The 23,335-nt window shown below is 68.0% G+C and carries 17 protein-coding genes; 1 reads left to right on the top strand and 16 read right to left on the bottom strand.

The genetic code is table 11. The annotated features are described in order from the left end of the window. Nucleotides 1–176: 176 nt before the first annotated feature. The 12 genes from ilvC to DVU99_RS07210 form a co-directional block, all read right to left on the bottom strand. Nucleotides 177–1,208 (bottom strand): ketol-acid reductoisomerase, encoded by a 1,032-nt coding sequence (gene ilvC, locus DVU99_RS07150; protein WP_114239533.1) that lies wholly within the window; start codon nt 1,206–1,208, stop codon nt 177–179. Further along, nucleotides 1,205–2,926, bottom strand: coding sequence for a dihydroxy-acid dehydratase (gene ilvD, locus DVU99_RS07155; protein ID WP_114239534.1), 1,722 nt, complete (start codon nt 2,924–2,926; stop codon nt 1,205–1,207). The genes ilvC and ilvD overlap by 4 nt, the downstream gene beginning before the upstream one ends. A 165-nt stretch (nt 2,927–3,091) precedes the next feature. Then, nucleotides 3,092–4,189 (bottom strand): 3-isopropylmalate dehydrogenase, encoded by a 1,098-nt coding sequence (gene leuB / locus DVU99_RS07160; protein ID WP_114239535.1) that lies wholly within the window; start codon nt 4,187–4,189, stop codon nt 3,092–3,094. Next, on the bottom strand, nt 4,186–4,770 hold the full coding sequence (gene leuD / locus DVU99_RS07165; RefSeq protein ID WP_114239536.1) for a 3-isopropylmalate dehydratase small subunit: 585 nt from the start codon (nt 4,768–4,770) through the stop codon (nt 4,186–4,188). Before leuD ends, leuB begins: the two co-directional genes overlap by 4 nt. A gap of 184 nt (nt 4,771–4,954) precedes the next feature. Further along, the gene (gene leuC / locus DVU99_RS07170) at nt 4,955–6,367 is read right to left on the bottom strand and encodes a 3-isopropylmalate dehydratase large subunit (protein ID WP_114239537.1); all 1,413 of its coding nucleotides are present in this window, start codon (nt 6,365–6,367) and stop codon (nt 4,955–4,957) included. Further along, nucleotides 6,364–7,365 carry a branched-chain amino acid transaminase gene (locus tag DVU99_RS07175; RefSeq protein ID WP_114239538.1) on the bottom strand — a complete coding sequence of 334 codons (1,002 nt, stop codon included), beginning with the start codon at nt 7,363–7,365 and terminating at the stop codon, nt 6,364–6,366. The genes leuC and DVU99_RS07175 overlap by 4 nt, the downstream gene beginning before the upstream one ends. Continuing rightward, on the bottom strand, nt 7,362–9,020 hold the full coding sequence (locus DVU99_RS07180) for a 2-isopropylmalate synthase (protein WP_114239539.1): 1,659 nt from the start codon (nt 9,018–9,020) through the stop codon (nt 7,362–7,364). The genes DVU99_RS07175 and DVU99_RS07180 overlap by 4 nt, the downstream gene beginning before the upstream one ends. A 370-nt stretch (nt 9,021–9,390) precedes the next feature. Further along, complete coding sequence (locus DVU99_RS07185) at nt 9,391–10,023, bottom strand: TetR/AcrR family transcriptional regulator (protein WP_157971373.1); 633 nt, start codon at nt 10,021–10,023, stop codon at nt 9,391–9,393. A gap of 168 nt (nt 10,024–10,191) precedes the next feature. Continuing rightward, a complete protein-coding gene (gene thrC / locus DVU99_RS07195; RefSeq protein ID WP_114239542.1) occupies nt 10,192–11,502 on the bottom strand; it encodes a threonine synthase in 1,311 nt (436 codons plus the stop codon). Beyond that, entirely contained in the window at nt 11,499–12,473 is a 975-nt protein-coding gene (locus DVU99_RS07200) for a homoserine kinase (protein ID WP_114239543.1), read from the bottom strand. Before DVU99_RS07200 ends, thrC begins: the two co-directional genes overlap by 4 nt. After that, nucleotides 12,473–13,567, bottom strand: a complete 1,095-nt coding sequence (locus tag DVU99_RS07205; RefSeq protein WP_198670234.1) for a homoserine dehydrogenase — start codon at nt 13,565–13,567, stop codon at nt 12,473–12,475. The genes DVU99_RS07200 and DVU99_RS07205 overlap by 1 nt, the downstream gene beginning before the upstream one ends. A 456-nt stretch (nt 13,568–14,023) precedes the next feature. After that, nucleotides 14,024–16,009, bottom strand: a complete 1,986-nt coding sequence (locus DVU99_RS07210; protein WP_114239544.1) for a bifunctional 2',3'-cyclic-nucleotide 2'-phosphodiesterase/3'-nucleotidase — start codon at nt 16,007–16,009, stop codon at nt 14,024–14,026. A gap of 273 nt (nt 16,010–16,282) precedes the next feature. On the opposite strand from DVU99_RS07210, the gene DVU99_RS07215 reads away from it, so the two are divergent. Continuing rightward, entirely contained in the window at nt 16,283–17,926 is a 1,644-nt protein-coding gene (locus tag DVU99_RS07215; RefSeq protein ID WP_343126322.1) for a sulfatase-like hydrolase/transferase, read from the top strand. Nucleotides 17,927–18,070: 144 nt separating this feature from the next. Here the strand turns inward: DVU99_RS07215 and nagA are convergent, their stop codons facing one another. From nagA to DVU99_RS07235, 4 genes are all read right to left on the bottom strand, one after another. Next, nucleotides 18,071–19,228 (bottom strand): N-acetylglucosamine-6-phosphate deacetylase, encoded by a 1,158-nt coding sequence (gene nagA / locus DVU99_RS07220; RefSeq protein WP_114239546.1) that lies wholly within the window; start codon nt 19,226–19,228, stop codon nt 18,071–18,073. Further along, the gene (locus DVU99_RS07225; protein ID WP_114239547.1) at nt 19,228–20,262 is read right to left on the bottom strand and encodes an SIS domain-containing protein; all 1,035 of its coding nucleotides are present in this window, start codon (nt 20,260–20,262) and stop codon (nt 19,228–19,230) included. Before DVU99_RS07225 ends, nagA begins: the two co-directional genes overlap by 1 nt. Nucleotides 20,263–20,314: 52 nt before the next feature. After that, on the bottom strand, nt 20,315–21,367 hold the full coding sequence (locus DVU99_RS07230; RefSeq protein WP_114239548.1) for a LacI family DNA-binding transcriptional regulator: 1,053 nt from the start codon (nt 21,365–21,367) through the stop codon (nt 20,315–20,317). Nucleotides 21,368–21,458: 91 nt separating this feature from the next. Continuing rightward, a complete protein-coding gene (locus DVU99_RS07235) occupies nt 21,459–22,745 on the bottom strand; it encodes a sugar MFS transporter (RefSeq protein ID WP_114239549.1) in 1,287 nt (428 codons plus the stop codon). Nucleotides 22,746–23,335: the final 590 nt, after the last annotated feature.

The following is a 23,335-nucleotide window of genomic DNA, read 5'->3' on the forward strand; positions in this document are numbered from 1 at the left end:
GGGAGGGGTAATGCGTGCGGGATAAGCACCCCTCGAGTCGAACAACACCCTTTGAATCGCGACAACATTCCACGCTCGTCATCCCTGCGAAGGCAGGGATCCAGTGCCTTTGTGGTCCTGCCTTCATGTTGAAAGACGCTGGATTCCTGTCTTCGCAGGAATGACGAGCTAAAGACTCAACCCACTTTCTTTAGCGGCTCTGCCGCCGGCTCTGCCGCCGGCTTGGGCGCGTTGGCCTGCAGCCACGGCATGCGCGCACGCAGCTTGGCGCCCACCTGTTCCACCGGGTGTTCCAGGTCGGCCTGCTTGAACTTCTTGTAGTTCGGCAGGCCGGCGTTGTACTCGGCGATCCAGTTGCGCGCGAAGGTGCCGTCCTGGATGTCCTTGAGCACGTCCTTCATGCGCGCCTTGGTGCCGGCATCGATCACGCGCGGGCCGCTGACGTAGTCGCCGTACTGCGCGGTCTCGGAGATGAACTCGAGCATGCGGGCGATGCCGCCTTCATAGAACAGGTCCACGATCAGCTTCAGTTCGTGCAGCACTTCGTAATAGGCGATCTCCGGCTGGTAACCGGCTTCCACCAGGGTCTCGAAGCCGGCCTGCACCAGTGAGCTGGCGCCGCCGCACAGCACGGCCTGTTCGCCGAACAGGTCGGTTTCGGTTTCTTCCTTGAAGTCGGTCTTGATCAGCAGCGCGCGGCCGCCGCCGATGCCGTCCGCGTACGCCTTGGCCTTGGCCTCGGCCTGGCCGCTGACGTCCTGGTACACCGCCCAGATGCTGGGCACGCCACGACCAATCTCATACTCGCGGCGAACCAGCGCGCCCGGGCCCTTGGGCGCCACCAGGATCACGTCGATGTCGGCACGCGGCTCGATCTGCTTGAAGTGCACGTTGAAGCCGTGCGCGAACAGCAGCGCGGCGCCGGGCTTGATGTTCGGCTCGATGCTCTCCTTGTACAGCCTGGGCTGCACCATGTCCGGCGTGAGCACGGCGATCAGGTCGGCGTCCTTCACGGCGTCGCCCGGCTCGGCCACGGTGAAGCCCTCGGCACGGGCCTTCTCCCACGAGGGACCACCCTTGCGCAGGCCGACCACGACGTCCAGACCGGAGTCGCGCAGGTTGAGGGCGTGGGCGCGGCCCTGGCTGCCGTAGCCAAGGACGGCGATGCGGGCCTTGGCCAGCGTGTCGTTGGTGCTGTTGCTGCTCATGCGGTGACTCCTGCGTTCGTGTCTTCGTTGACGTGTCGGGATGCGGAAGAAGCGGATGGACTGCGTACTGCGATGGGTTGCGTGGTGGCACCGTCGGACGCGGAGCCCACCAGCGAGACGTACTTGGCCAGCGCGCCGCGGGTGACCTTGGGCGCGGGCGGTTGCCAGCCGGCGCGACGCTCGGCGAGGTCGGCGGTGGTGCTGATCTGGCGCGTGTCGGCATCGATGCGGATGCGGTCGCCGTCGCGCAGCAGCGCGATGGGGCCGCCACGCGCCGCCTCCGGCGCGATGTGGCCGACCATGTAGCCGTGGGTGGCGCCGGAGAAGCGGCCATCGGTGATCAGCGCCACGTCGTCGCCCATGCCGCGACCGATCAGTGCGGCAGTGACGCCGAGCATCTCGCGCATGCCGGGGCCACCGGCGGGGCCTTCGTTGCGGATGACGATGACGTCGCCCTTTTCGATGGTGCCGCCCTGCACGGCGGCGAAGGCCTGTTCCTCGCTCTCGAACACGCGGGCACGGCCTTCGAAGTGATTCGCGCCCTTGCCGGCGAGCTTGAGGATGCAGCCTTCCGGCGCCAGGTTGCCGTACAGGATGGAGTAGCCACCGCGCGGCTTCAGCGGCCGCGCGATCGGGTGCACCACGTCCTGCTGCTCTGCGCGCGGGGCAACGGCGGCTTCCTCGAACAGGCTGCGGCCGGTGACGGTGGGCGTATCGTCCAGCATGCCGGCGGCGATCAGCTCCTGCGCTACGCGCGCGCTGCCGCCGGCGCCGAACATCTCCACGGCGGTGTAGCGGCCACCGGGCAGCAGGTCGGCGATCACCGGGGTGTGCCTGGAGGCCGGCTCGAAATCTTCCAGTGCCCAGCGCGTGCCGGCTTCGCGCGCGATCGCCAGCAGGTGCAGTACGGCGTTGGTGGAACCGGCGGTGGCGGCCACCATGCGGGCGGCGTTGCGGAAGGCGGTTTCGCTCAGCATCTCGCGCGGCGTGCGGTCCTGCGCCAGGCACTCCATCACCAGCTCGCCGCAGCGGCGAGCCGCGGCCGACTTGGCCGGGTGGGTGGCGGGTATGTCGTTGAAACCCATCGGCGACAGCCCCAGCGTGGTGAGCACCATCGCCATGGTGTTGGCGGTGAACTGGCCGCCACAGGCGCCGGCGCCCGGGCAGGCATCGCGTTCCACCGAGGTGAGTTCGGCGTCGTCGATCTTGCCGGCGCTGTGCGCGCCCACCGCCTCGAACACCTGCTGGATGGTGATCGGGTGGCTGTCGTGCAGGCCATGCGAGATGGTGCCGCCGTACAGCGCCACGCTGGGAATGTTCAGGCGCGCCATCGCCATTGCGGCGGCGGGAATGGTCTTGTCGCAGCCGCACAGCACCACCATCGCGTCGAGGCAGTGGCCATCCACGGCCAGCTCGATGGAATCGGTGATCACTTCGCGGCTGATCAGCGAGGCGCGCATGCCGGGCGTACCCATGGCGATGCCGTCGGTCACCGCGATGGTGTTGAACTCCACCGGCGTGCCCCCCGCGGCGCGGATTCCTTCGGCCACGTGCTCGGCCAGCTCGCGCAGGTTGAGGTTGCACGGGCTCACGTTGGACCAGGTGTGCACCACCGCCACCAATGGCTTGGCGATGGCGGCATCGTCCATGCCGGTGGCGCGCAGCATGGCGCGCGCCGGGGCGCGGTCGGGGCCGGTCTTGATCAAATCACTGCGCATGCGTGGGTTCCAATGAAATGGCGAGTTCGGGGCTTGCCGTTCCCGACAAAGCCGTCATCCCAGCGAAAGCTGGGGTCCAGTGACTTGCGCGCGCCTTCAAGGCGCTGGATTCCGGCTTTCGCCGGAATGACGCCGTTGAAAGGCTTCGGCAGCCATGGCGATCGATCATCCGCAGGCCCGCCCCCAGCGCAGGAACGCCGCCGCATTGCAGGCGTGTTCGTCCAGCGCGGCCAGCACGGCGTCGAGCACCTCGCGGGTGCCGGCCTTGCCGCCGATGTCGCGGGTGTGCGGACCGTGCGCGAGTACCTCGGCCACGGCGGCTTCCACGGTGGAGGCTTCCTGCTCCAGGCCCAGCGAGTGGCGCAGCAGCAACGCGGCGGAGAGGATGGCGCCGATCGGATTGGCCACGCCCTGGCCGGCGATGTCCGGCGCCGAACCGTGGATGGGTTCGTACAGGCCGGCCTTGCCCTCGCCCAGCGAGGCCGATGGCAGCAGGCCCAGCGAACCGGCCAGCGCGGCGGCCTCATCGGTGAGGATGTCGCCGAACAGGTTTTCGGTGACCACCACGTCGTACTTGCCCGGCTGGGTGAGCAGCAGCATGGCCATGGAGTCCACCAGCTGGTGCTCCAGCTTTACGTCGGGGTACTCGGCGGCGATGCGCTGCACCGTGCTGCGCCACAGGCGCGAGGTTTCCAGCACGTTGGCCTTGTCCACCGAGGTCACGTGCTTGTGGCGTTCGCGCGCCAGGTTGAAGGCGCGGCGGGTCACGCGCTCCACTTCGGCCACGGTGTACTTGCACTCGTCGGTGGCGGTGTCGATGGTGCGCGTCTTGGCGCCGAAGTAGGCGCCGCCGGTCAGTTCGCGCACGAACAGCACATCGACGTTCTTCAGTTTCTCGTTCTTCAGGGGAGACAGCTCGGCCAGCGCGGGGTGCACCTGCAACGGACGCAGGTTGGCGTAGACCCCCAGCGCGGCGCGCAGCGCCAGCAGGCCCTGCTCAGGCCGCACCGGTGCACCCGGGTCGGACCACTTCGGGCCGCCCACGGCGCCCAGCAGCACCGCGTCGGCGGCCTTGCAGGCGTCGAGCGAGGCCGCCGGCAGCGGCTCACCGGTGGCATCGATGGCGCAGCCGCCAATCAGGTGTTCGTCGAAATGGAAATGGTGGTCGAAGTGAGCGGCCACGGCGTCGAGGACGGTGACCGCGGCAGCGGTGACTTCGGGGCCGACGCCGTCGCCGGGCAGGGTGACGATATGCGCTCTCATGCGGCTTTCTCCACGCGTTGTTCGTAGGCGGTGATGGCGTCACCGTGGTGCTGCAGGTAGCCCAGCTGATCGACGCCGTTCAGCAGGCAATGACGGGCAAAGGGCTCCAACTGGAAACCGATGCGGCCGCCGTCGGGCAGGGCGACGTATTGCTCGCGCACGTCGATGCTCAGCTCGATGCCGGGGTGCTCGAGCAGCCAGCGGTGCTCGGCCTCGTCCAGCACCAGCGCCAGCAGGCCGTTCTTCAAAGCGTTGTTGCGGAAGATGTCCGCGATCTCGCTGCACAGCACGGCCTGGATGCCGTAGTCCAGCAAGGCCCACGGCGCGTGCTCGCGCGAGGAGCCGCAGCCGAAGTTGCGGCCGGCCACCAGGATCGCGCAGCCGCGCGCCGGCGGCTGGTTCAGCGGAAACGCGGGGTTGTCGCTGCCGTCGGCCTGGTAGCGCCAGTCGTTGAAGCACAGCTTGCCCAGGCCGGCGCGCTCGGTGGTGGTGAGGAAGCGCGCCGGGATGATGCGGTCGGTATCGATGTTCTCGTCGGTGAGGACGGCGGTGCGGGAGTGGATACGGGTGACGGGGCGCATTAACAAACCTCCGAAGGACAACACGCCGCGAGGGCGCGGTGCTTTGCACCCTCTCCCCGCCGGGGAGAGGGTTGGGGTGAGGGGTGGGTGCTCGCGGCAAGATTGAACGAGGCGAGGCTCTGGCAAGACGGGCCGGTCAGCCCGGTCCTCTCCCCGGCGGGGAGAGGAAGAAAAGCGCGGGCCTTCATGCCGCCACCTCCGTCATGTATTCCCGCGGATCGGCGATGCGCCCGGCCACGGCCGATGCCGCGGCGGTCGCCGGGCTGGCCAGCACCGTGCGCGCGCCCTTGCCCTGGCGGCCCTCGAAGTTGCGGTTGGAGGTGCTCACCACCAGCTGGCCCGGCTGCGCCAGGTCACCGTTCATGGCGATGCACATCGAGCAGCCCGGCACGCGCCATTCGGCACCGGCCGCGGTGAACACGTGGTGCAGGCCTTCGCTTTCCGCATCACGGCGCACCGCCTCGGAACCCGGCACCACCAGCATGCGCACACCCTCGGCCACGCGGCGGCCGCGCAGCACGTGGGCTGCTTCGCGCAGGTCGGACAGCCGCGAGTTGGTGCAGCTGCCGACGAACACCACGTCGACCGCGGTGCCCTGCATCGGCTTGCCGGCTTCGGCTTTCATGTAGTCCAGCGCGCGCTTCTCCATCGCGTTGCGCGCGGCCGGCACCGGCTTGTCCATGGCAATTGCCATGCCCGGATGGGTGCCGTAGGTGACGGTAGGGCGCACCTTGCTGGCGTCGATGCGCACTTCGCGGTCGTATTGCGCACCCGCGTCGCTGCGCAGTGCACGCCAGTGCTGCACCGCCGTTTCCCATGCGGCGCCCTGCGGCGCGCGCGGCCGGCCCTTGAGCCAGGCGAAGGTGGTGTCGTCCGGGGCGATCAGGCCAGCGCGCGCGCCGGCCTCGATCGACATGTTGCATACCGTCATGCGCTCATCCATCGACATCGCTTCGATGACATCGCCGCGGTACTCGATGACATGGCCGGTGCCGCCGTCGACGCCGATCTCCCCGATGATGTGCAGGATCAGGTCCTTCGCACCCACGCCAGCCGGCAGCTGGCCGTCCACGTGGATCGCCAGCGTCCTGGGCTTGCGCTGCAGCAGGCACTGCGTGGCCATCACATGGCCGACCTCGGTGGTGCCGATGCCGAAGGCCAGTGCGCCGAACGCGCCATGGGTGGAAGTGTGGCTGTCGCCGCACACGATGGTCATGCCCGGCTGGGTGGCGCCCAGCTCCGGACCGATCACGTGCACGATGCCGCGGTCGCTGCTGTCCCAGCCATGCAGCTCCACGCCGAACTCGCGGCAGTTGGTTTCCAGCTGCGCGACCTGCGCCTTGGCTTCGGCCGTGGCATACGGGCGCTCGCCGTTCGCATCGGCGGGCAGGGTGGGCGTGGAGTGGTCGAGCGTGGCCAGCGTGCGATCCGGGCGGCGCAGCTGGAGGCCGCGCTCGCGCAGTTCGCTGAAGGCCTGCGGCGAGGTCACTTCGTGCACCAGGTGCAGGTCGATGTAGAGGATGGCAGGCGTGTCGGTGGTTTCCGGCGCGACGACGTGCGCATTCCACACTTTCTCGAACAGGGTCTTGGCGGTCATGCAGTGGCTCCCATCGAAGCCGGCGTTTGATGAAGAGTGCGGCCATGGATGGCCGCTGTTTGATCTTCGCGGTCAGGGGTGACCGCACCAACCAAATTCAGCCAGCCCCACTTGTCGGTGGTGGTGCCGTCGAACAGGCCGAAGAAGGCCTTCTGCAGTGCACGCGTCACGTCGCCGGGGCGGCCGGCGCCGACGGGCTTGCGATCCACCGAGCGCACCGGGGTGATCTCGGCGGCGGTGCCGGTCATGAAGATCTCGTCGGCGGTGTACAGCGCCTCGCGCGGCAGGTCGCGTTCTTCCACCGCGATGCCCAGCTCACCAGCCAGCGTGATCACCGATTCGCGGGTGATGCCAGCCAGGATGCCGGCGCTGGTGGGCGGGGTCAGCAGCTTGCCGTTCTTGACCAGGAACAGGTTCTCGCCGGCGCCTTCGCTCAGCAGGCCGTTGTGGCCCAGTGCGATGCCTTCGGCGTAGCCGCCGCGACGCGCTTCGAGCGCGATCAGCTGGCTGCTCAGGTAATTGCCGCCGGCCTTGGCCCAGCTCGGGAGGGTGTTCGGTGCGGGGCGGTGCCAGGAGGACACGCACACATCGGCGCCGTGCTCGATCGCATCACCCAGGTAGGCGCCCCATTCCAGCGCCATGATCGCCACATCCACCGGCGAATCGCCCTTGGGCAGCACGCCCAGGCCGCCCGCACCGCGGAACACGATGGGACGCACGTAGGCCGATTTCATGCGGTTGGCGCGGATGACTTCGTGGCAGGCCGCGTTGACCTCGTCTTCGCTGAAGCCGACCTCGATCTCGTACACCTTGGCCGACTCGAACAGGCGGCGCGTGTGGTCGGCGAGGCGGAAATAGGCGGGGCCCTGCGGCGTGGCGTAGACACGTTCGCCTTCGAATACCGAGGAGCCATAGTGCAGCGCATGGGTGCTGACGTGGACCGTGGCCTCGGTCCAGGGTTTGATCTGGCCGTTGTGCCAGAGAAATGGCGTGGTCATTGCGTGTTCTCCTTTTGCGCGCGTCCATTCGCGCGAAGGTCAAGAAGCGGCCATCCATGGCCGCACTCGTCAATGGAAGCCTCGTTACGAGGAGGGGCTTGTCGTTCGATGCGGTTGACGATGGCGAGCGCGGCCTGCGCGGTCGCCTCGATGATGTCGGTGCTGACACCGTGGCCGCGCCAGTCGCGATCGGCGTGGCGCGCAGTGAGCTGGGCCTGGCCCTGCGCGTCGCCGCCTTCGCTGACCGCACGCACCTGGAACTGGGTGACATCCAGGCGCGCGCCGGTGGCGCGTTCGATCGCACGCAGCACGGCGTCCACCGGGCCGTCGCCGATGGCGGCTTCGCCGGCCTCGTGGCCGTCGTCGTGCGACAGCTTCACCGTGGCCGAGGCGCTGCCACCCAGGTGCGTGTTGGTGTTGAGCTGCACGATGCGCCACGGGCCAGTCGCTTCCGGATCCATGCCCAGCGCGATGGCTTCCAGATCCTCGTCGTGCACTTCGCGCTTCTTGTCGGCCAGCGCTTTGAAGCGGGCGAAGATGTCGTCCATCGCCGCTTCTTCCACCGCGTGGCCCATCACCTGCAGGCGCTGGCGCAGCGCATGGCGACCCGAATGCTTGCCGAGCACCAGCTTGGTCTCGCCCATGCCCACGTCCTGCGGACGCATGATTTCGTAGGTGCCACGGTGCTTGAGCATGCCGTGCTGGTGGATGCCCGATTCGTGCGCGAACGCGTTCTCGCCGACCACGGCCTTGTTGCGTGGCACGGCCTGCCCGGTGAGCTGGGTCAGCAGGCGCGAGGTGGGGTAGAGCTTGCGCGTGTCGATGCCGGTCTCCACGCCGTAGTAGGCGGGGCGCACGCGCAGCGCCATCACGATTTCTTCCAGCGAGGCGTTGCCGGCGCGCTCGCCGATGCCGTTGATGGTGCACTCCACCTGGCGCGCGCCTGCCGACACCGCGGCGAGGCTGTTGGCCACCGCCATGCCGAGGTCGTCGTGGCAATGGCTGGAGAACACCACGTGCCCGGCGCCACGCACGTGCTTGCGCAGGTAGGCAAAGCGCTCGGCGATCTCGGCCGGCGTGGTGTAGCCCACCGTGTCGGGCGCGTTGAGCGTGGTGGCGCCGGCAGCCACGGCGGCGCTGAACACCTCCACCAGGAACTCGGGCTCGGTGCGCATGGCGTCCTCGGCCGAGAATTCGACCTCGTGGCACAGCTGCTTCGCGCGTTCGATGGCCGCGCAGGCAGTGTCGATCACCTGCTGCTTGCTCATGTTGAGCTTGTGCTCGCGGTGCAGCGGGCTGGTGGACAGGAACAGGTGGATGCGCGAGTGCCGGGCGTCCTGCAGCGCGCGGCCGCAGGCGTCGATGTCGCCGTCATGGCAGCGCGCCAGGCCCGCCACGGTAGGGCCACGCAGCACGCGGGCGATCTCCGCCACCGAACCGAAATCGTCGGGCGAGGCGCTGGGGAAACCCGCCTCGATGATGTCCACGCCAAGTGCCTCGAGTGCGTGCGCCATGCGCAGCTTGGCGCGGCGATCCATCGAAAAGCCGGGCGCCTGCTCGCCGTCGCGCAGGGTGGTGTCGAAGATGCGCACGCGTTCGGCGGCTACGTCCGTCACGTCGCTGCTCTCGCTGCTGGGGGTGTCCTGGGGGGTCATCTTTGGCTCCGCTGGCACGCGCCGTTGGGCAACAAAAAACCCCGCATCCGTTACCGGGTGCGGGGTTTTTGAGTGGTATCTAGGTCAGTTTTGCTTTACCTGGACACACGCCCTCAGCCCGCACCTCCGTTGGTAATAAGGAGTACGAGTACAAGGGCAAGAAGGAGGTTGTTGCGAAGACGCGGCGCGCCGTCGATGGTCGGGGGACCAATCGGTTCGGCAATGCGATCGTGGCTGTTGCGCTGCGACATGCAACCGACCGTACCGGGGGTTGCAATCCCTTGTCAACAGTTTCTTGTGAAATTTTTGCAAGGTCGTGCCGCCGGGCACATTTGGACGTCCAGATGTCCAGACATCGGAAGGCCCCTCGTCATGCGGTGGGCTGGCGCTGTTCAGCGAGATCTTTCAGGTACAGCGCAAGAGCGCTACGCAGCTGGGTTTGCGCAGCCTGGCGAAGGCTCGCCGGCTGCTCGTTGTGCAGGGCCACGGCGGCTTTCATCAGCTGCTGCACGACCATCGCCGCGGGGCGCAGGTCGCCGGCCGCGAGCGCGGGTGCATGGATGGCGAGGATCTGCGACAGGTAGTCGCGGATGCGGTGGCGTATGGTGCGACCCAGCATGGAGGGCAGCGAGCCGCCGGCTTCCACCAGCACCACGAACGACGGGTGCCGCCGGCGGTAGTCGGCGAAGGTGCGGATCAGCCGTGCGGCGAGTTCGTCGCTGCTCCAGCCCGGGGTCTGCACCACCAGGCGTTCCATGTGCCCATAGAGCGCTTCGGCATGATCGGCGATCAAGGCCTCGGCGAGGGCTTCCTTGGTGGGAAAGAACTGGTACAGCGATCCGATGGATGCGCCGGCCCGCGCCGCGATCTCCGTCATGGTGGCGGCGTCGTAACCTTTTTCGACGAAACAGCTCGAGGCCGCCGACAGCAGCGCGGCGACCCGTTCGTGGCCGCGACGCCGTTGCGGGGCGCGCATGCCGGGGCTGGGGATACGTGGGGACATCCTGATCTGGTCGACTCCGGGCGGCGCAGCCATTCTCGCCCATCTCTCCGTGTACGGGGCTTTTACCGGCACGCTGGCCGGCGGGCAAGCGCCGCAGCGGCAGCGGTACGAGCCTGCGCCATGGGTGAGGAACCTGGGTGGCGACATCTGGCGCCACGACCGCGCGGGCTAGGCCAGCTGGTAGCCCAGCCAGTGCTTGAGTGCCTCGTCGTCGGCCGGCAGCGGCTCGGCGCTGGCGGGTCGCTGCAGCATGGCCTGCAGGGCCGGTGGTACCTCGACGTGCCGGCCGATCAGCGGTTCCACCACGCTCTCGAACTTGGCCGGATGCGCGGTGGCCACCACGGCCCACGGCAGGTCAGTGGCGCCCATGCGATCGAGCACGTGCATGGCGGTGGCGGTGTGCGGACAGAACACCTCGCCGTGTTCCTGCGCGTGCCACACGATGGTCTGGCGGATGGTGTCGTCGTCGACGCTGGTGGCGCGCAGCTGCATGCGCAGCTCGTAGTCGCGCGGGAAGGTCCAGCGCAGCCGCTCGAAATTGCTGGGCGCGCCCACGTCCATCGCGTTGGCCAGGGTGGGAATGGCTGGGCGCGGCGTGTAGTTCTCGCCGTCGAAATAGTCGCTCAGCGTGGCATTGGCGTTGCAGGCCAGCTGGATTTCGCCGATCGGCAGGCCCATCTCGCGCACCCATACCGCCGCCAGCGCGTTGCCCAGGTTGCCGGTGGGCACGATCAGGTTGAGCGGCGAGCGCTGCCGCTGCCACCAGCCCATCGCCGCATGCGCGTAATAGCTCATCTGCGGCAGCAGGCGCCCCAGGCTGATGCTGTTGGCCGATGACAGCGGCATGCTGGCCTGCAGTGCCGCGTCGTTGAGCGCCGCCTTCACCATGCGCTGGCAGTCGTCGAAACTGCCGGCCACGCGCAGCGCCTGCACGTTGTCGCCGAAGCAGCCCAGCTGATGGGCCTGGCGCGGCGATACGCGGCCGTCCGGGTACAGGATGACCACGCGCACGCCTGGCTGGCGGTGGAAGGCCGCCGCCACCGCCGCGCCGGTGTCGCCGGACGTGGCCACCAGGATGGTCAGTGGCGTGGCGTCGTTGCGCCGCAGCCGGCGGAAGCAGGCGGCCAGGAAGCGCGCACCCACGTCCTTGAACGCGGCGCTGGGGCCATGGAACAGCTCCAGCATCGAGGCGTCGCCGTGCCGCGGCAGCGGGCGCAGCGGCACGGGAAAGTCGAGTGCCTCGCGGCAGATCACCGGCAGCGCCTCGGCCATGGCGGTGCCGCGGAAAAACGGGTAGAGCAGGGTGGTGGCGGTATCGGCCAGCGTGCCGTCCGGATCGAACGCCGACAGTTCCAGCGAGGGCAGCGCCTCGGGCACGTACAGGCCGCCATCGGGCGCCAGGCCGGCGGCGATCACCTCGTCGACGCACGCGCCGTGCCGGGCACCGCGTGTGCTGCGGTAGTGCAATGGCTCGTTCATGCCACGTCCTCGTCGAGCACCGTGGCCGCCGGCCCGTTGATGGGCGATACCAGCGCGTCGCTGGCCATGCCTTCCTCGGCAAAGGCCGCGGCCATGGCCGTGGCGGCGCGTTCGGCGTCCTCGCGCCGCTCGTACCAGCCGAATACGCTGGGGCCGCCGCCGGAGATGCTCGCGCCCAGCGCGTCGTGATCCAGCGCGGCCTGCTTCACGCGGGCGAAGGCCGGTACCAGCGGTGCGCGGCGCGGCTCGACCAGCACATCCTTCAAGCCTTCGCGTACCAGCGTGGCATCGCCGCGATGGCAGCCGGTGAGCACCAGTGCGAGATTGCCCTGCTGGGCCACCACCTCCGACAGCGCGAAGCCGTCGGCAAGCACGGTGCGCGAACGGCGTGTCTCGAGCACCACATGCGGATGCACCAGCGCGCAATGCCAGGCATCGGGCACCGGCAGGCGCAGCAGCCGATCGCGCGTGGCCAGCACGAGGCCGCCCAGCAGCATCGGCCCTAGGTTGTCGCCGTGCCGGCTGCCGCTGGCCACGGTCTCGCCGTCGAGCGCAAAGCCGTACAGCGCCTCGCGCGGCAGCGGTCGTTCCAGCAGCGCGTTGGCGGCCACCAGCGCGGCGACGCACGATGCTGCCGAACCACCCATGCCCGAACCCAGCGCGATGCCCTTGTACAGCTCCACCTCGAAGCCGTGCTGCAGGCCCAGTGCGCGACGCAACGAGAGCAGGGCGGCGCCGGCGGTATTGCGGCTGGCTTCCAGCGGCAACTCGTGCGTACTGCCGTGGATGGCCACGATGCGCACGGTGGGTTCGTCGATGCGTCGCACCACCGCGCGATCGCCGGCACCGGCCACGCTGTGGCCCAGGATGTCGAAGCCCACGGCGACGTTGCCGACGCTGGCGAAGGCCATGGCCTGTGCGCTCAGTGCGCGTTGGGGTGATGTCATGGGATCGGCCAGTTGCGCATTCATCAGCGCACCTCCAGTGATTCTGCAATGCGCAGCAGGTCGCCGAACACGCCGGCCGCGGTGACCTCGGGCCCCGCACCCGGGCCTTGAACCAGCATCGGGTTGTCGCGGTAGCGGTGCGTGGTGAACTGCACGATGTTGTCGGTGAGCCGCGAATGGGCGAACGGATGGGCGGCCGGCAGCACCGCCAGCCGCACGCGGGCGTGGCCCTTGGCGTCGAGGCTGGCCACATGGCGCAGCACGCTGCCCTGGGTCTGTGCGCGCGCCACCTGGCGTGCCATCGGCGCATCGAGCAGGTGCAGGTGCTCCATGGCCTGTTCGGCGGGCAAGGCCGCGAGCGCTCGCGGCACCAGGCTTTCCACGTCCACATCCTCCAGCGACAGCGACCATCCGGCCTCGCGGGCCAGGATCACCAGCTTGCGCGCGACATCCAGTCCCGACAAGTCGTCACGCGGATCAGGCTCGGTATAACCGAGCGCGTGTGCCTCGCGCACCAGCGTCGAGAACGGCCGGCTGCCGTCATGGCGATGGCACAGCCAGGCCAGCGTGCCGGAGAACATGCCCTCCACCGCGAGCAGCTCGTCGCCGGTGTCGAGCAGGTCGCGCAGCGTCTGCACCACCGGCAGGCCGGCGCACACGGTGGCTTCGTAGCGGAAGCGCGCACCGCTGCCGCAGGCCGCGCGGATGGCCTGCAGGCGCCACAGCGGGCCGCTGCCGGCCAGCTTGTTCGGCGTCACCACATGCAGTCCGGTGGCCAGCCACTCGGGGTAACGCGAGGCCACCGCGTCGCTGGCGCTGCAGTCGATCAACATGGCGTGGCGATCGCCGTCGCCACGCACGTGGGCGGCGAACTCGTCCAGGTTGCCCGGGCGCCAGGTCTGCGCGCCGCCGAAGCGGCCGTTGAGTTCGGGGTCGTCCGCATCCAGCCACATGCGGCGGCTGGCGGCGACCCCGCACAGTTTGAGTTCCAGTCCGGCACGCGCCAACCGTGGCTGCGCGGCGCGCAGCTGGTCGAGCAGGGCGCTGCCGACACGGCCGGGGCCGATCAGGCCCACGGCGAGCACGCGTGCGCGTGCGGTGACCGTCGGCAGCGCCACGGCATGCGGTGGCGGCGACGGCTGTTCCAGCGAGGGTGATGCGACAAGGTTCACGATGGCCTCCAGTTCGGGGGCCCGTGCTCGCGGAGGGGAGTCGGAGTGTGCCCGGCCCGCCTCATCGAGGGCGGGGCCGTTGGCGTTGAGAAACTTACTCGCGCACGGACACCCACCCCGACCCGGTGGTAATAGTGGTCGTGGTGGTGGTGGCGATGGAGTCGACGGACAGCGTCACGCACCCGGTAATGACCGGGCTATGGAACATGCGTGCTGGCGCGAATGATGGCGACATGGCCCGACCTTAGGTGGATTGCTGCACTGCAGTCAACAGGTACATGTGAAACCTTGTAGCCGCCTTCCGTCATTCCAGCGAAAGCTGGAATCCAGTGTCTTCAGAATATTGCCAAGGCGCTGGATCCCGGCTTTCGCCGGGAAGACGGTTAGTCATTCGGGTGTTCCTCAGTGCGACAGGTCGATCGCGTAGATCGCCGTGCCGTCACCGTTGTCCTTGAGCTGGCGGATGTTCTTAAGGCCAGCCTCGTGCGCCACCTCCTGCTTGCCGGCGGCCGCCTTGAACACCACCTCGCCGCGGGTCTTCAGCGGGGCAAAGTGCCAGGAGGCGTGCGGCAGGTCCTGGGCGGTGAGGGTCTGCTTCTGCTGCAGCCACTTGGCCAGGATCTCGCGGGCGCCATCGGGTGCGGCCAGCACGATGTTCTTGCCGTCCAGTCCGGGGAAATTGCCGCCACCGCTGGCGCGGTAGTTGTTGGTGGCCACGATGAACTGCTGGTCGGGCTTCACCGGCTTGCCCTGGTAGCTGAGCTTGACGATGCGCTGGCCGGCCGGCTTGGAGACATCGATCTGGTAGCTCACGCCCCCCTGGATCTGGTCGAAGTTGAAGCCGGGGTAATGATCGTCCACCAGCGGCTGCTGGCCTTCCTTGTTCGGGTCGATCTGGTTGAAGCGTTCGGCCGACTTCTCCAGCCAGGCCTGGAGGCCGGCGCCACTCACCTGCACCGCGGCCAGGGTATTGGGATAGAAGTACAGGTCGGCGGCGCTGCGCAGGGTGAGCGGGCCAGCGGCCACGTCGGTGTAGTCATCGGGGCCGCCAAAACCGGTGCGGAACGCGGCGGCGGCCGAGAGCACCGGCAGCTTGGCCAGTTCCGGATGCAGCTTGGGCAGCTCGGCCTGCACGTAGTCGCGCATGGCCGCGTTGATCGGCGCCAGCGCGCTCATGTTGCCCTCGTCGGCGAAATAGCTGCTCATGCGCACCTGGCTGTTGCCGATCGGTGTGTTCACATAGGCCACCGCCGACTGCTGCGCCTGCGCCACCAGCGGCGCGATGGCCGGGTCGGCCGGCACGCAGTCGTTCTTCTTTGCGCAGATCGGACGCACTTCGCTGTGGGTCTGGCCCGCGTCGATCACCCAGCGGCCATCCTTGCGTTGCAGGGCCAGGTCGATCACGCCCAGGTCCTTGCCGAAGAAGCCACCCATTACCGCGGGCTTGCCGCGCACGAAGCCGCGTTCGGCATCCACCTCGGCCATGCCCTTGTAATGGGGGCCGGGGAATTCGGTATGCGAGTGGCCCAGCAGCAGCACGTCGATGCCGGGCACGCCGGCGAGGTACCAGCCGCCGTTTTCCATCTCCGGCGTATACGGGGCCGTGTTGAGGCCGCCGTGCAGCACGGCCACCACCAGATCGGGATGCTGTGCCTGGATCGCCGGCATATAGGTCTTGGCCGCCTCGACCACGCCGGTCACGGTGACCTTGCCTGCCAGGTTCTGCTTGTCCCATTCCAGGATCGGCGGCGGTGTGAAGCCGATGATGGCGATCTTCAGCGGCACCTTGTGCTGGCTGCCGTCCGGCGCGGTCACCGTGATGTCCTTCTGCACCATGGTCCACGGCTGGAAGATCGGCTGGCCGTCGCGGGTGCTCAGCACGTTGGACAGCACCAGCGGGAAGTGCGGGCCGGCGCAGCGGTTGCTGTGGCCGCCCTCCACGTTCATCGGCGTGCCGGTGACCTGGGACAGGAAGCCCAGCCCGTAGTTGAACTCGTGGTTGCCGGCGGTGCCGCCGTCGTAGCCCAGGGCGTCCATGGCGCGGTAGATGCCCAGCTCCTCCTCGCAGCCCACCGGTTTCACCAGCGCCTGGTAGTCGGCCAGCACGCTGCCCTGGATGGTGTCGCCGCTGTCGAACAGGAAGCTGTTGGGGTACTGCGCGCGGGCACGGCGGATCAGCGTGGCGGTGCGCTCGTAGCCTACCGAATCGTCCTCGCGCTGACGGTAGTAGTCGTAGCTGAGCACGTTGGAATGGACGTCGGTGGTTTCCAGGATGGCCACCTGGGCGTGGCTGCCGTCCGGCAGCTGGGCCGGCTTGGAGGCCTGGGTGGCGCAGCCGGCCAGGGCGGCCATGGCGACGAGGGCGAGGGGGCGCAGGCGCAGGGACATGGGGAAGCGGTCCGTTCTTTGGCAAACAAGGGGCGCAACCTAGCAGATCGAGGTGTCTCAGGGGTGGCGAAACCGCTGCTGAACCGCATGGTGGCGCGGTTTGGCCGTTGCCGGCCGTTGTGCATGTGGCGTGAACAAGTCCGTAGAATTGCGCCACGATGACACCGGGCCAAACAGGGGGCCTTTCCGTTTATGCCGCTACAACCGCTTCGTATCCTGCGGAAAAGTGGGCCATGGCTGTGTGCAGCAGGATTCTTCCTGTTCTGCGTGAGCATGACCGCGCTGCGCGAGCCGGCACTGCTGCAGCAGGCCTTCGTGATCGCACTGATGGTGTGCGCCTTCGGCGTGCTGCTGTTCGCGTTTGCTCGGCCGGCCACGGCGCTGGTGGTGAGCGGCGGCTTGTTCCTGGCGCTTAACTTCCTGTCGGTGATGAAGCTGCGCTACCTCGATTCGCCGCTGATGCCGTCGGATTTCGTCTACTACATCCGCAGCAGCCTGCTGGAGACGCTGGGGCATTACCCGCACCTGTGGATACTCAGCGTGGGCGTATGCGTGCTGGTGCCGCTGGCCTTGTGGGCGGTGTGGCGCTGGGATCGCCGCATGCTGGCGCACCTGAGCCCGAGCCGCGCGCTGTTCACCCGCCTGGGTGGCGTGGCGCTGTGGGCGCTGGCGTTCTGGGTGTGCCTGCTGCCCAACGGCCCGTTCGCCGAGGTGCATGCGCGCAACACCTGGGAGAAGCTCTCCGACGACGCGCAGATCACCAATTTCTTCGTCAACTTCAGCGACTCGGACGTGCGCCTGCCCGACATGGGCGACGAAACCGTGGCCGAGCAGGAATGGGGTGCCACCGCGGAGGGCGAACCCGCGGCCACGCCGCGTTCGCCGGAGACCTATCCGGACATCGTGCAGGTGCTGGAGGAAAGCACCTTCAACCCGGCCAACTACACCCAGTGCAACATCCCCGAGTGCCGCGTGGGCCTGTTCAAGCCCGATGCACGCACCCGTTCTACCGGCCCGATGCGCGTGCACACCTTCGGTGGTGGCACCTGGGTCAGCGAGTTCGCCACGCTCACCGGCATGCCGCAGGACATCTTCGGCCCCGGCGGCATGTACGCGCCGTATGTGCTGGCGCCCCACGTGCAGGACAGCCTGCCGCGCCAGCTGCAGCGCCTGGGTTATCTCACCGTGGCGATCTACCCGACCAACGGCGCCTTCCTCAATGGCCGCAACGCTTACACCGCGTACGGCTTCGACCAGTTCTACGACGCCGGCCAGCTCGGCCTGGAGGAGTGGGAGGAAAGCGACGCGCAGATGTTCACCGCGGCCAAGCGCGTCTACGACAAGGTGAAGAAGCCGGGGCAGCCGGTCTTCATCATGATTTTGACCCTGGCGCAGCACGGCCCGCACGACACCGACCCGATCTCCGCGCTGCCCGCGCCGTTCAACAAGGGCCTGCTGAAGGGGCTGCCGACGGCCGAATCGGTGAACTTCAACACCTACCTGTCCAATCTGCACAACTCCGACGTGGCGATGCGCGGGCTGGAGCATGATTTCCTCGATCGCGAACAACCCACGGTGATCGGGCACTTCGGCGACCACCAGCCGTCGTTCAACGGCCTGATCCGCGAGATGCCGCGCACCTGGCCGGCGACGCTGGTGCCGTACAAGGACTACCTCACGTACTACATGATCAAGAGCAACTTCCAGGGTGCGCCGCTGCCGCGCTACCCGATGCTCGACATCGCCCTGTTGCCCAGCATGGTGCTGCAGGCGGCGGACCTGCCGACCGATCCCTACTTCTCCGCCGCCATTGCGCTGCGCACGCGCTGCAACGGCCTGTATACGGATTGCGCGCAGCCGGAGCTGGTGAAGTCCTATCACGCATGGATCTTCAACCGGCTGCACGTGTACCAGTAGGCGGCCTGGCGGAACGCCCGCTGCGGCGGGCGTTCGCCTGTAGGAGCGCACGCTGTGCGCGACCGCTCTTGGCCGCACAGGGTGCGCTCCCGCGAAAGGCGTCGCCGCCGCCCCGGCGGCGACGGTCCTGCGAAGCCCGAAAGCTCAGCCCACCTGGTAGCGCACGCCGTTGACCCAGGTCTCGTGCACCACCAACGCTTCGTCGACGATGGCGAAGTCGGCGTGCTGGCCTGCCACCAGGCGGCCATGCGTGCGGCCCAGGCCCAGCCACTCGGCGGGGTAGGCGCTGGCCATGCGCGAGGCTTCGGCCAGCGGCAGGCCCACCATGTGCACCAGGTTGCGCACGCCGGTGGCCATGTCCAGCGCCGAGCCGGCCAGCACGCCGGCGTCACTCTGGCAGATGCCGTCGCGGGCGATGATGGTCTGGCCGTTGAGCACGTACCCGGGATTGTCCGAGCCCACCGGCGGCATCGCGTCGGTGACCAGCACGCTCTTGCCGCGGGCCTTGGCCGCGATGGCCACGCGCAGCGCCACCGGATGCACGTGGTGGCCGTCGACGATCAGGCCGCACCAGCTGTGCGGATCGTCCAGCGCGGCGCCGACCACGCCCGGTTCGCGGCTGCCCAGCGGGGTCATCGCGTTGTAGAGATGAGTGAAGCCGCACACGCCCGCATCCAGTGCGGCGCGCGTGGTCGCGTAGCTGGCCGCCGTGTGACCGGCCACCACCAGCACGCCGGCCTCGCTGAGCTGGCGAATGGTGTCCAGCGGTACTTCTTCCACGGCGAGGGTGAGCATCACCACGCCGCGACGATTACGCGTGATGGCCGCGATGTCCTCGGCATCGGGTAGGCGGAACAGGCTGGCGTCGTGGATGCCCTTGCGCGCGGTGGCGAGGAAGGGGCCTTCCAGATGGATGCCGAGCACGCCCGGTACGCCCTGCTCGATGGCGGCATCGACGGCGTCGAGCGCCTTGCGCATCACTTCGGCGGTGTCGGTGATCAGCGTGGGCAGGAAGCCGGTGGTGCCGTACTTGCGGTGCGCGGCGCTGATGGTCGCCAGCGCCTCCACCGTGGGCTCGGCGTTGAACAGCACGCCACCGCCGCCGTTGACCTGCACGTCGATGAAGCCGGGCAGCAGCAGGCGCCCGTGGAGATCGTGCGAACGGGCGCTGGCCACGCGCGGATCGTCCGCGCGGGTGATTGCCTCGATGCGCTCGCCGCGCACCAGCACCACCAGGCCGTCCTGCGGGCCGTGGTCGGTGAGCACGCGACCGTTGATGAGGGCGGTGGGCTGGCTGGTCATCAGACGGTCTCCGTCACCTTGCGCAGATGCGGCGGTACATCCGGATCGAAGCCGCGAGCGAGCGACAGTTCGCTCGCGGCGCGGTAGAAGCTCTGCACGGCAAGCAACGGCGTCACGATTGGTGCGATGCCGGCCGGAAGCGGCAGCGTGTCGGGTTCGCTGCTGCCCGGCACGGCCACGAATACGCGGGCGCCGCGCGCACGGAACTCGCGCGCCACGGCCAGGGTGTTCTCCAGCGTGCCGTCGTCCTGGGCGAAGAACAGCACCGGGAAGCCTTCGCCGACCAGCGCCATCGGGCCGTGCTTCACTTCGGCCGCGCTGAACGCCTCGGCGTGCAGGCCGCAGGTTTCCTTGAGCTTGAGCGCCGCCTCCAGCGCTGCGCCGAAGCCGTAGCCGCGGCCCACCACGAACAGGTTGCGCGCATCGCGCAGGCCTTCGACCAGCGCGCTCCAGTCGCCGTCCCAGCCGCGGCGCAGGTCGTCGGGCAGTCGGTCAACGGCGGCGTGCAGTTCGCCGTCGTTGCTCCAGTGCGCGGTGAGCTGGAGGATCGCGGCCAGCGTGGCCAGGTAGCTCTTGGTGGCGGCCACGCTTACTTCCGGGCCGGCGCGTAGCGGCACGAAGGTGTCGGCCATCTGGGCCAGCGGGGAATCCTCCACGTTGACCAGCGCGACCACGTGCGCGCCGGCATCCTTGGCGGCCTGCGCGCTGCGCAGCAGGTCCGGGCTCTTGCCCGATTGCGAGATGGCCACGAACAACGCGCCGTCCAGGTGCAGGTCGGCGTCGTAGATGGACGAGATCGACGGCGAAGCCGACGCGGTGATCAGCCCGAGACGGGTCTCGAACACGTACTTGGCATACGCCGCGGCATGATCGGAGCTGCCGCGGGCGCAGGTGACGATGAAGCGGGGAGGCTTGGCGCGCAATTGTTCGCCGAGGGCCTTGAGGATCTGCGCATTCTCGCGCAGCTGGCGCTCGACCACGGCGGCCGTCTCGTGGGCCTCGCGGTACATCAGGGTGTTGCTGGCTTCCTTCATCGTCTTTCTCTTGGCATGCGTGTGGGCGCACACCGCAGGGCTGGGCCGTGCCTCAGCCCTTGCGTGGCGTGGGGGTCTGCGGTGGCGCGGTAGAGCCGCGCACCACCAGTTCGGGTACAAAACATTCGCTGTGCGGCAGCTCGACCGCGGCGCCGGCCTTGCGCTGCAGCTCGGCCATCAGCTGCAGGGCGGCGTGGCGTCCGATGTCGCTGGTGGACTGGCGCGCGGTGGTCAGCGCCGGCCAGGCCTGCTTGGAGAACGGGCTGTCCTCGAAACCGGCGATGGACAGGTTCCACGGCACGTCCATGCCGCTGGAACGGGCAGCGGCCAGCACGCCAGCGGCGATTTCGTCGTTGCTGCCGAAGATCGCGGTCGGCGGGTCCTTCAGCGCAAGCAGCTTGCGCGCGCCACGGAAGCCGTCGTCGAAGGCATAGCGGCCGGGCAGCACCAGCTTCTTGTCCAGCGGCAGGCCGTAATCCTTCAGCGCGTCGGCATAACCCTGGTAGCGCTCCGGGCTGGAGCGGTGGTGCGGTTCGCCCCACAGGAAGCCGATGCGCTTGTGGCCCATCTGGATCAGGTGTTCGGTAATGGCGTAGGCCGCGCTGCGGTCGTCGATATATACGCAGGGCGCGCCATCGTGCGGATCGTCGCGCGAGGAAATGATGCGCACGAAGCAGATGTCGTTCTCGGTCAGCGTGGCGATCAACTCGGCCTGCTCGGACATCGGCGGCGCCAGCACCAGGCCGGCCAGGCGATTGCGCTCGACCAGCGCGCAGAGCTCCTCCGCCAGGTCGGGCGAGGTGGAGTCGCAGGGGTGGATCAGCAGGCCGAAGCCGCGTTCGCGGCAGGCCGAGAGCACGCCGTCCTGCATGCTGATCACGTAGTGCGCGTTCGGGTTGTCGTAGACCAGGCCGATCGCGTAGGCATGGGTGCTGCGCAGGCCGCGGGCCGAGGGGTTCGGTTGGTAACCGAGCGCCTCGATCGCGCGCTCGACCTTTTCGCGGGTATCGGATCGTACCGACGCCTCGCGGTTGATCACGCGCGATACGGTCTTGAGCGAAACGCCCGAACGCTTGGCGACGTCCTTGATGGTGGGGTTGCGCAACGTGGGGACTCCGGCAGAACTGGGATGGGCATCGTAGCCCAGCAAGCGCTGGCTGGCGGTGAGGCGATGGCCGTGCCGCCAGCCTTGGTGGTCAGGGCGCGTGCTGGCCCACGCGATGGCCCCTGACGCCGTAGTAAAGGATGTACAGGTAACAGGGCACCATCAGGGCCATGAATACCAGCTGGAAGTTGAAGTGCTGTTTCAGGTGCACGAACAGCTGGGGCACCAGGGCGCCGCCCACGATGGCCATGATCAGCAGGGCCGAGCCGCGCTCGGTGAGGCGGCCCAGGCCGTGGATGGCCAGCGGGAAGATCGCCGGCCACATCATGGCGTTGGCAAAGCCCAGCGCGGCCACGAAACCCACCGAGGTGTGGCCAGTGGTGAAGTAGGCGCCGAGGGTGAACAGCACGCCCAGCACCGCCGACAGCGCCAGGTAGCTCTGCTGGGAAATGAAGCGCGGGATCAGCACCAGTCCGGCAAGGTAGCCGGCGAGCATGGCGATGAGCGTGAAGGAGGGGAAGTGCCTGGTCTCCTCCAGCGGCAGGCCAAAGCCCTGGCCGTAGGTACCGATGGCATCGCCGGCCATCACTTCCACGCCCACGTAGAGGAACAGGCACAGCACGCCAAGCCACAGGTGGGGAAAGCTGAAGATGCCGCCCTTGGCGTGGCCGATGTCCGATTCGGCATTGGCACCGGAAGGCTTGATCTCCGGCAACGGCGAGCGCACCCCCCAGATCGCCAGCAGCACCAGCAGCGCGGCCATGATCATGTAAGGCATGTGGATCTTGGCGGCAAACGCGTTGAGCAGGGCTTCCTTCGCTTCCGGCGAGGGCGCGGCCTTTACCTGCTGGTCGAAGCTGTCGATGCCCGACAGCACCAGAGCGCCGAATACGAACGGCGCCAGCGCGCCGGCCACCTTGTTGCAGATGCCCATGAAGGCGATGCGCTGCGCGGCGCTGTCGATCGGGCCGAGAATGCTGATGTAGGGATTGGAAGCCGTCTGCAGCAGAGCCAGGCCGGCGCCGATGACGAACAGGCCCACCAGCGCGGGATAGAAGATGCGCATGCTGACGAACTGGCCGAACATCACCGCGCCGATGGCCATCACGAACAGGCCCAGGCCCATGCCCTTCTTCATGCCGGTGCGGCGAAGCACGCTGGAAGAGGGAATGGCCAGGAAGAAGTACGAGAAGTAGAAGACCAGCGGTACCAGGAATGCCGAAACGTCATCCACATTGAAGGCGAGCTTCACGAAGGTGATCAGCGGGCCATTGAGCCAGGTGACGAAGCCGAAGATGAAGAACAGCACACCGATGATGAGCATCGGCACCACGCTGGAATGACGCGTCTGCCCCGTGGCAAGCGTTGTGGACGACATGGATAGCAAGACTCCCCGCAGATTGCCTGGTGACTGGTGGGCCCTGGCGCCCGATTCCCCCGAATGACCTTTATCCGCGCTAACTAGCAACGTTGTCAAATATTGACGCTTGCGGGTCATTGCGGGCGTCTTGAAGCGGGATCGCCAGGACACATTTTTCGAGCGCTCGTGGCGCGCCGCGACATGGCCGGAAATCCCCCCGGGCGAACCTCGTCCAATCATAGAAAAATCTTCGATAACAAGCTGTTGCACTGCATCAAGAACCTGCGATAAGGGCGCAATAGCTTGCGTTTGCTGTGTTGCGCCAAACCCCTGTTTCGCAACAGGAAAGTTCCTTATTGACAACGTTGTCAACCGTTACCAGACTCCGCCAAAAATCGAGCCCGGTTTCACAGGCTCGTGACACAGGAATGACGAGGGGATGGCGGTGGCAGAACGGGGTAACCACAGTCAGCATGTGCGGTCGTCGGCCGCGACGGATGCCGTTTTCCTGGCGGCCGACGTCGGCGGTACGCATGCGCGCATCGGGCTGGTGAGTCCGCGACCGGACGGCGCGCGTCCGGTGACGGTGCTGCAGTACCACCGCTATG

The organism is Dyella sp. C9 (assembly GCF_003332825.1).
Classification (GTDB): Bacteria; Pseudomonadota; Gammaproteobacteria; order Xanthomonadales; family Rhodanobacteraceae; genus Dyella.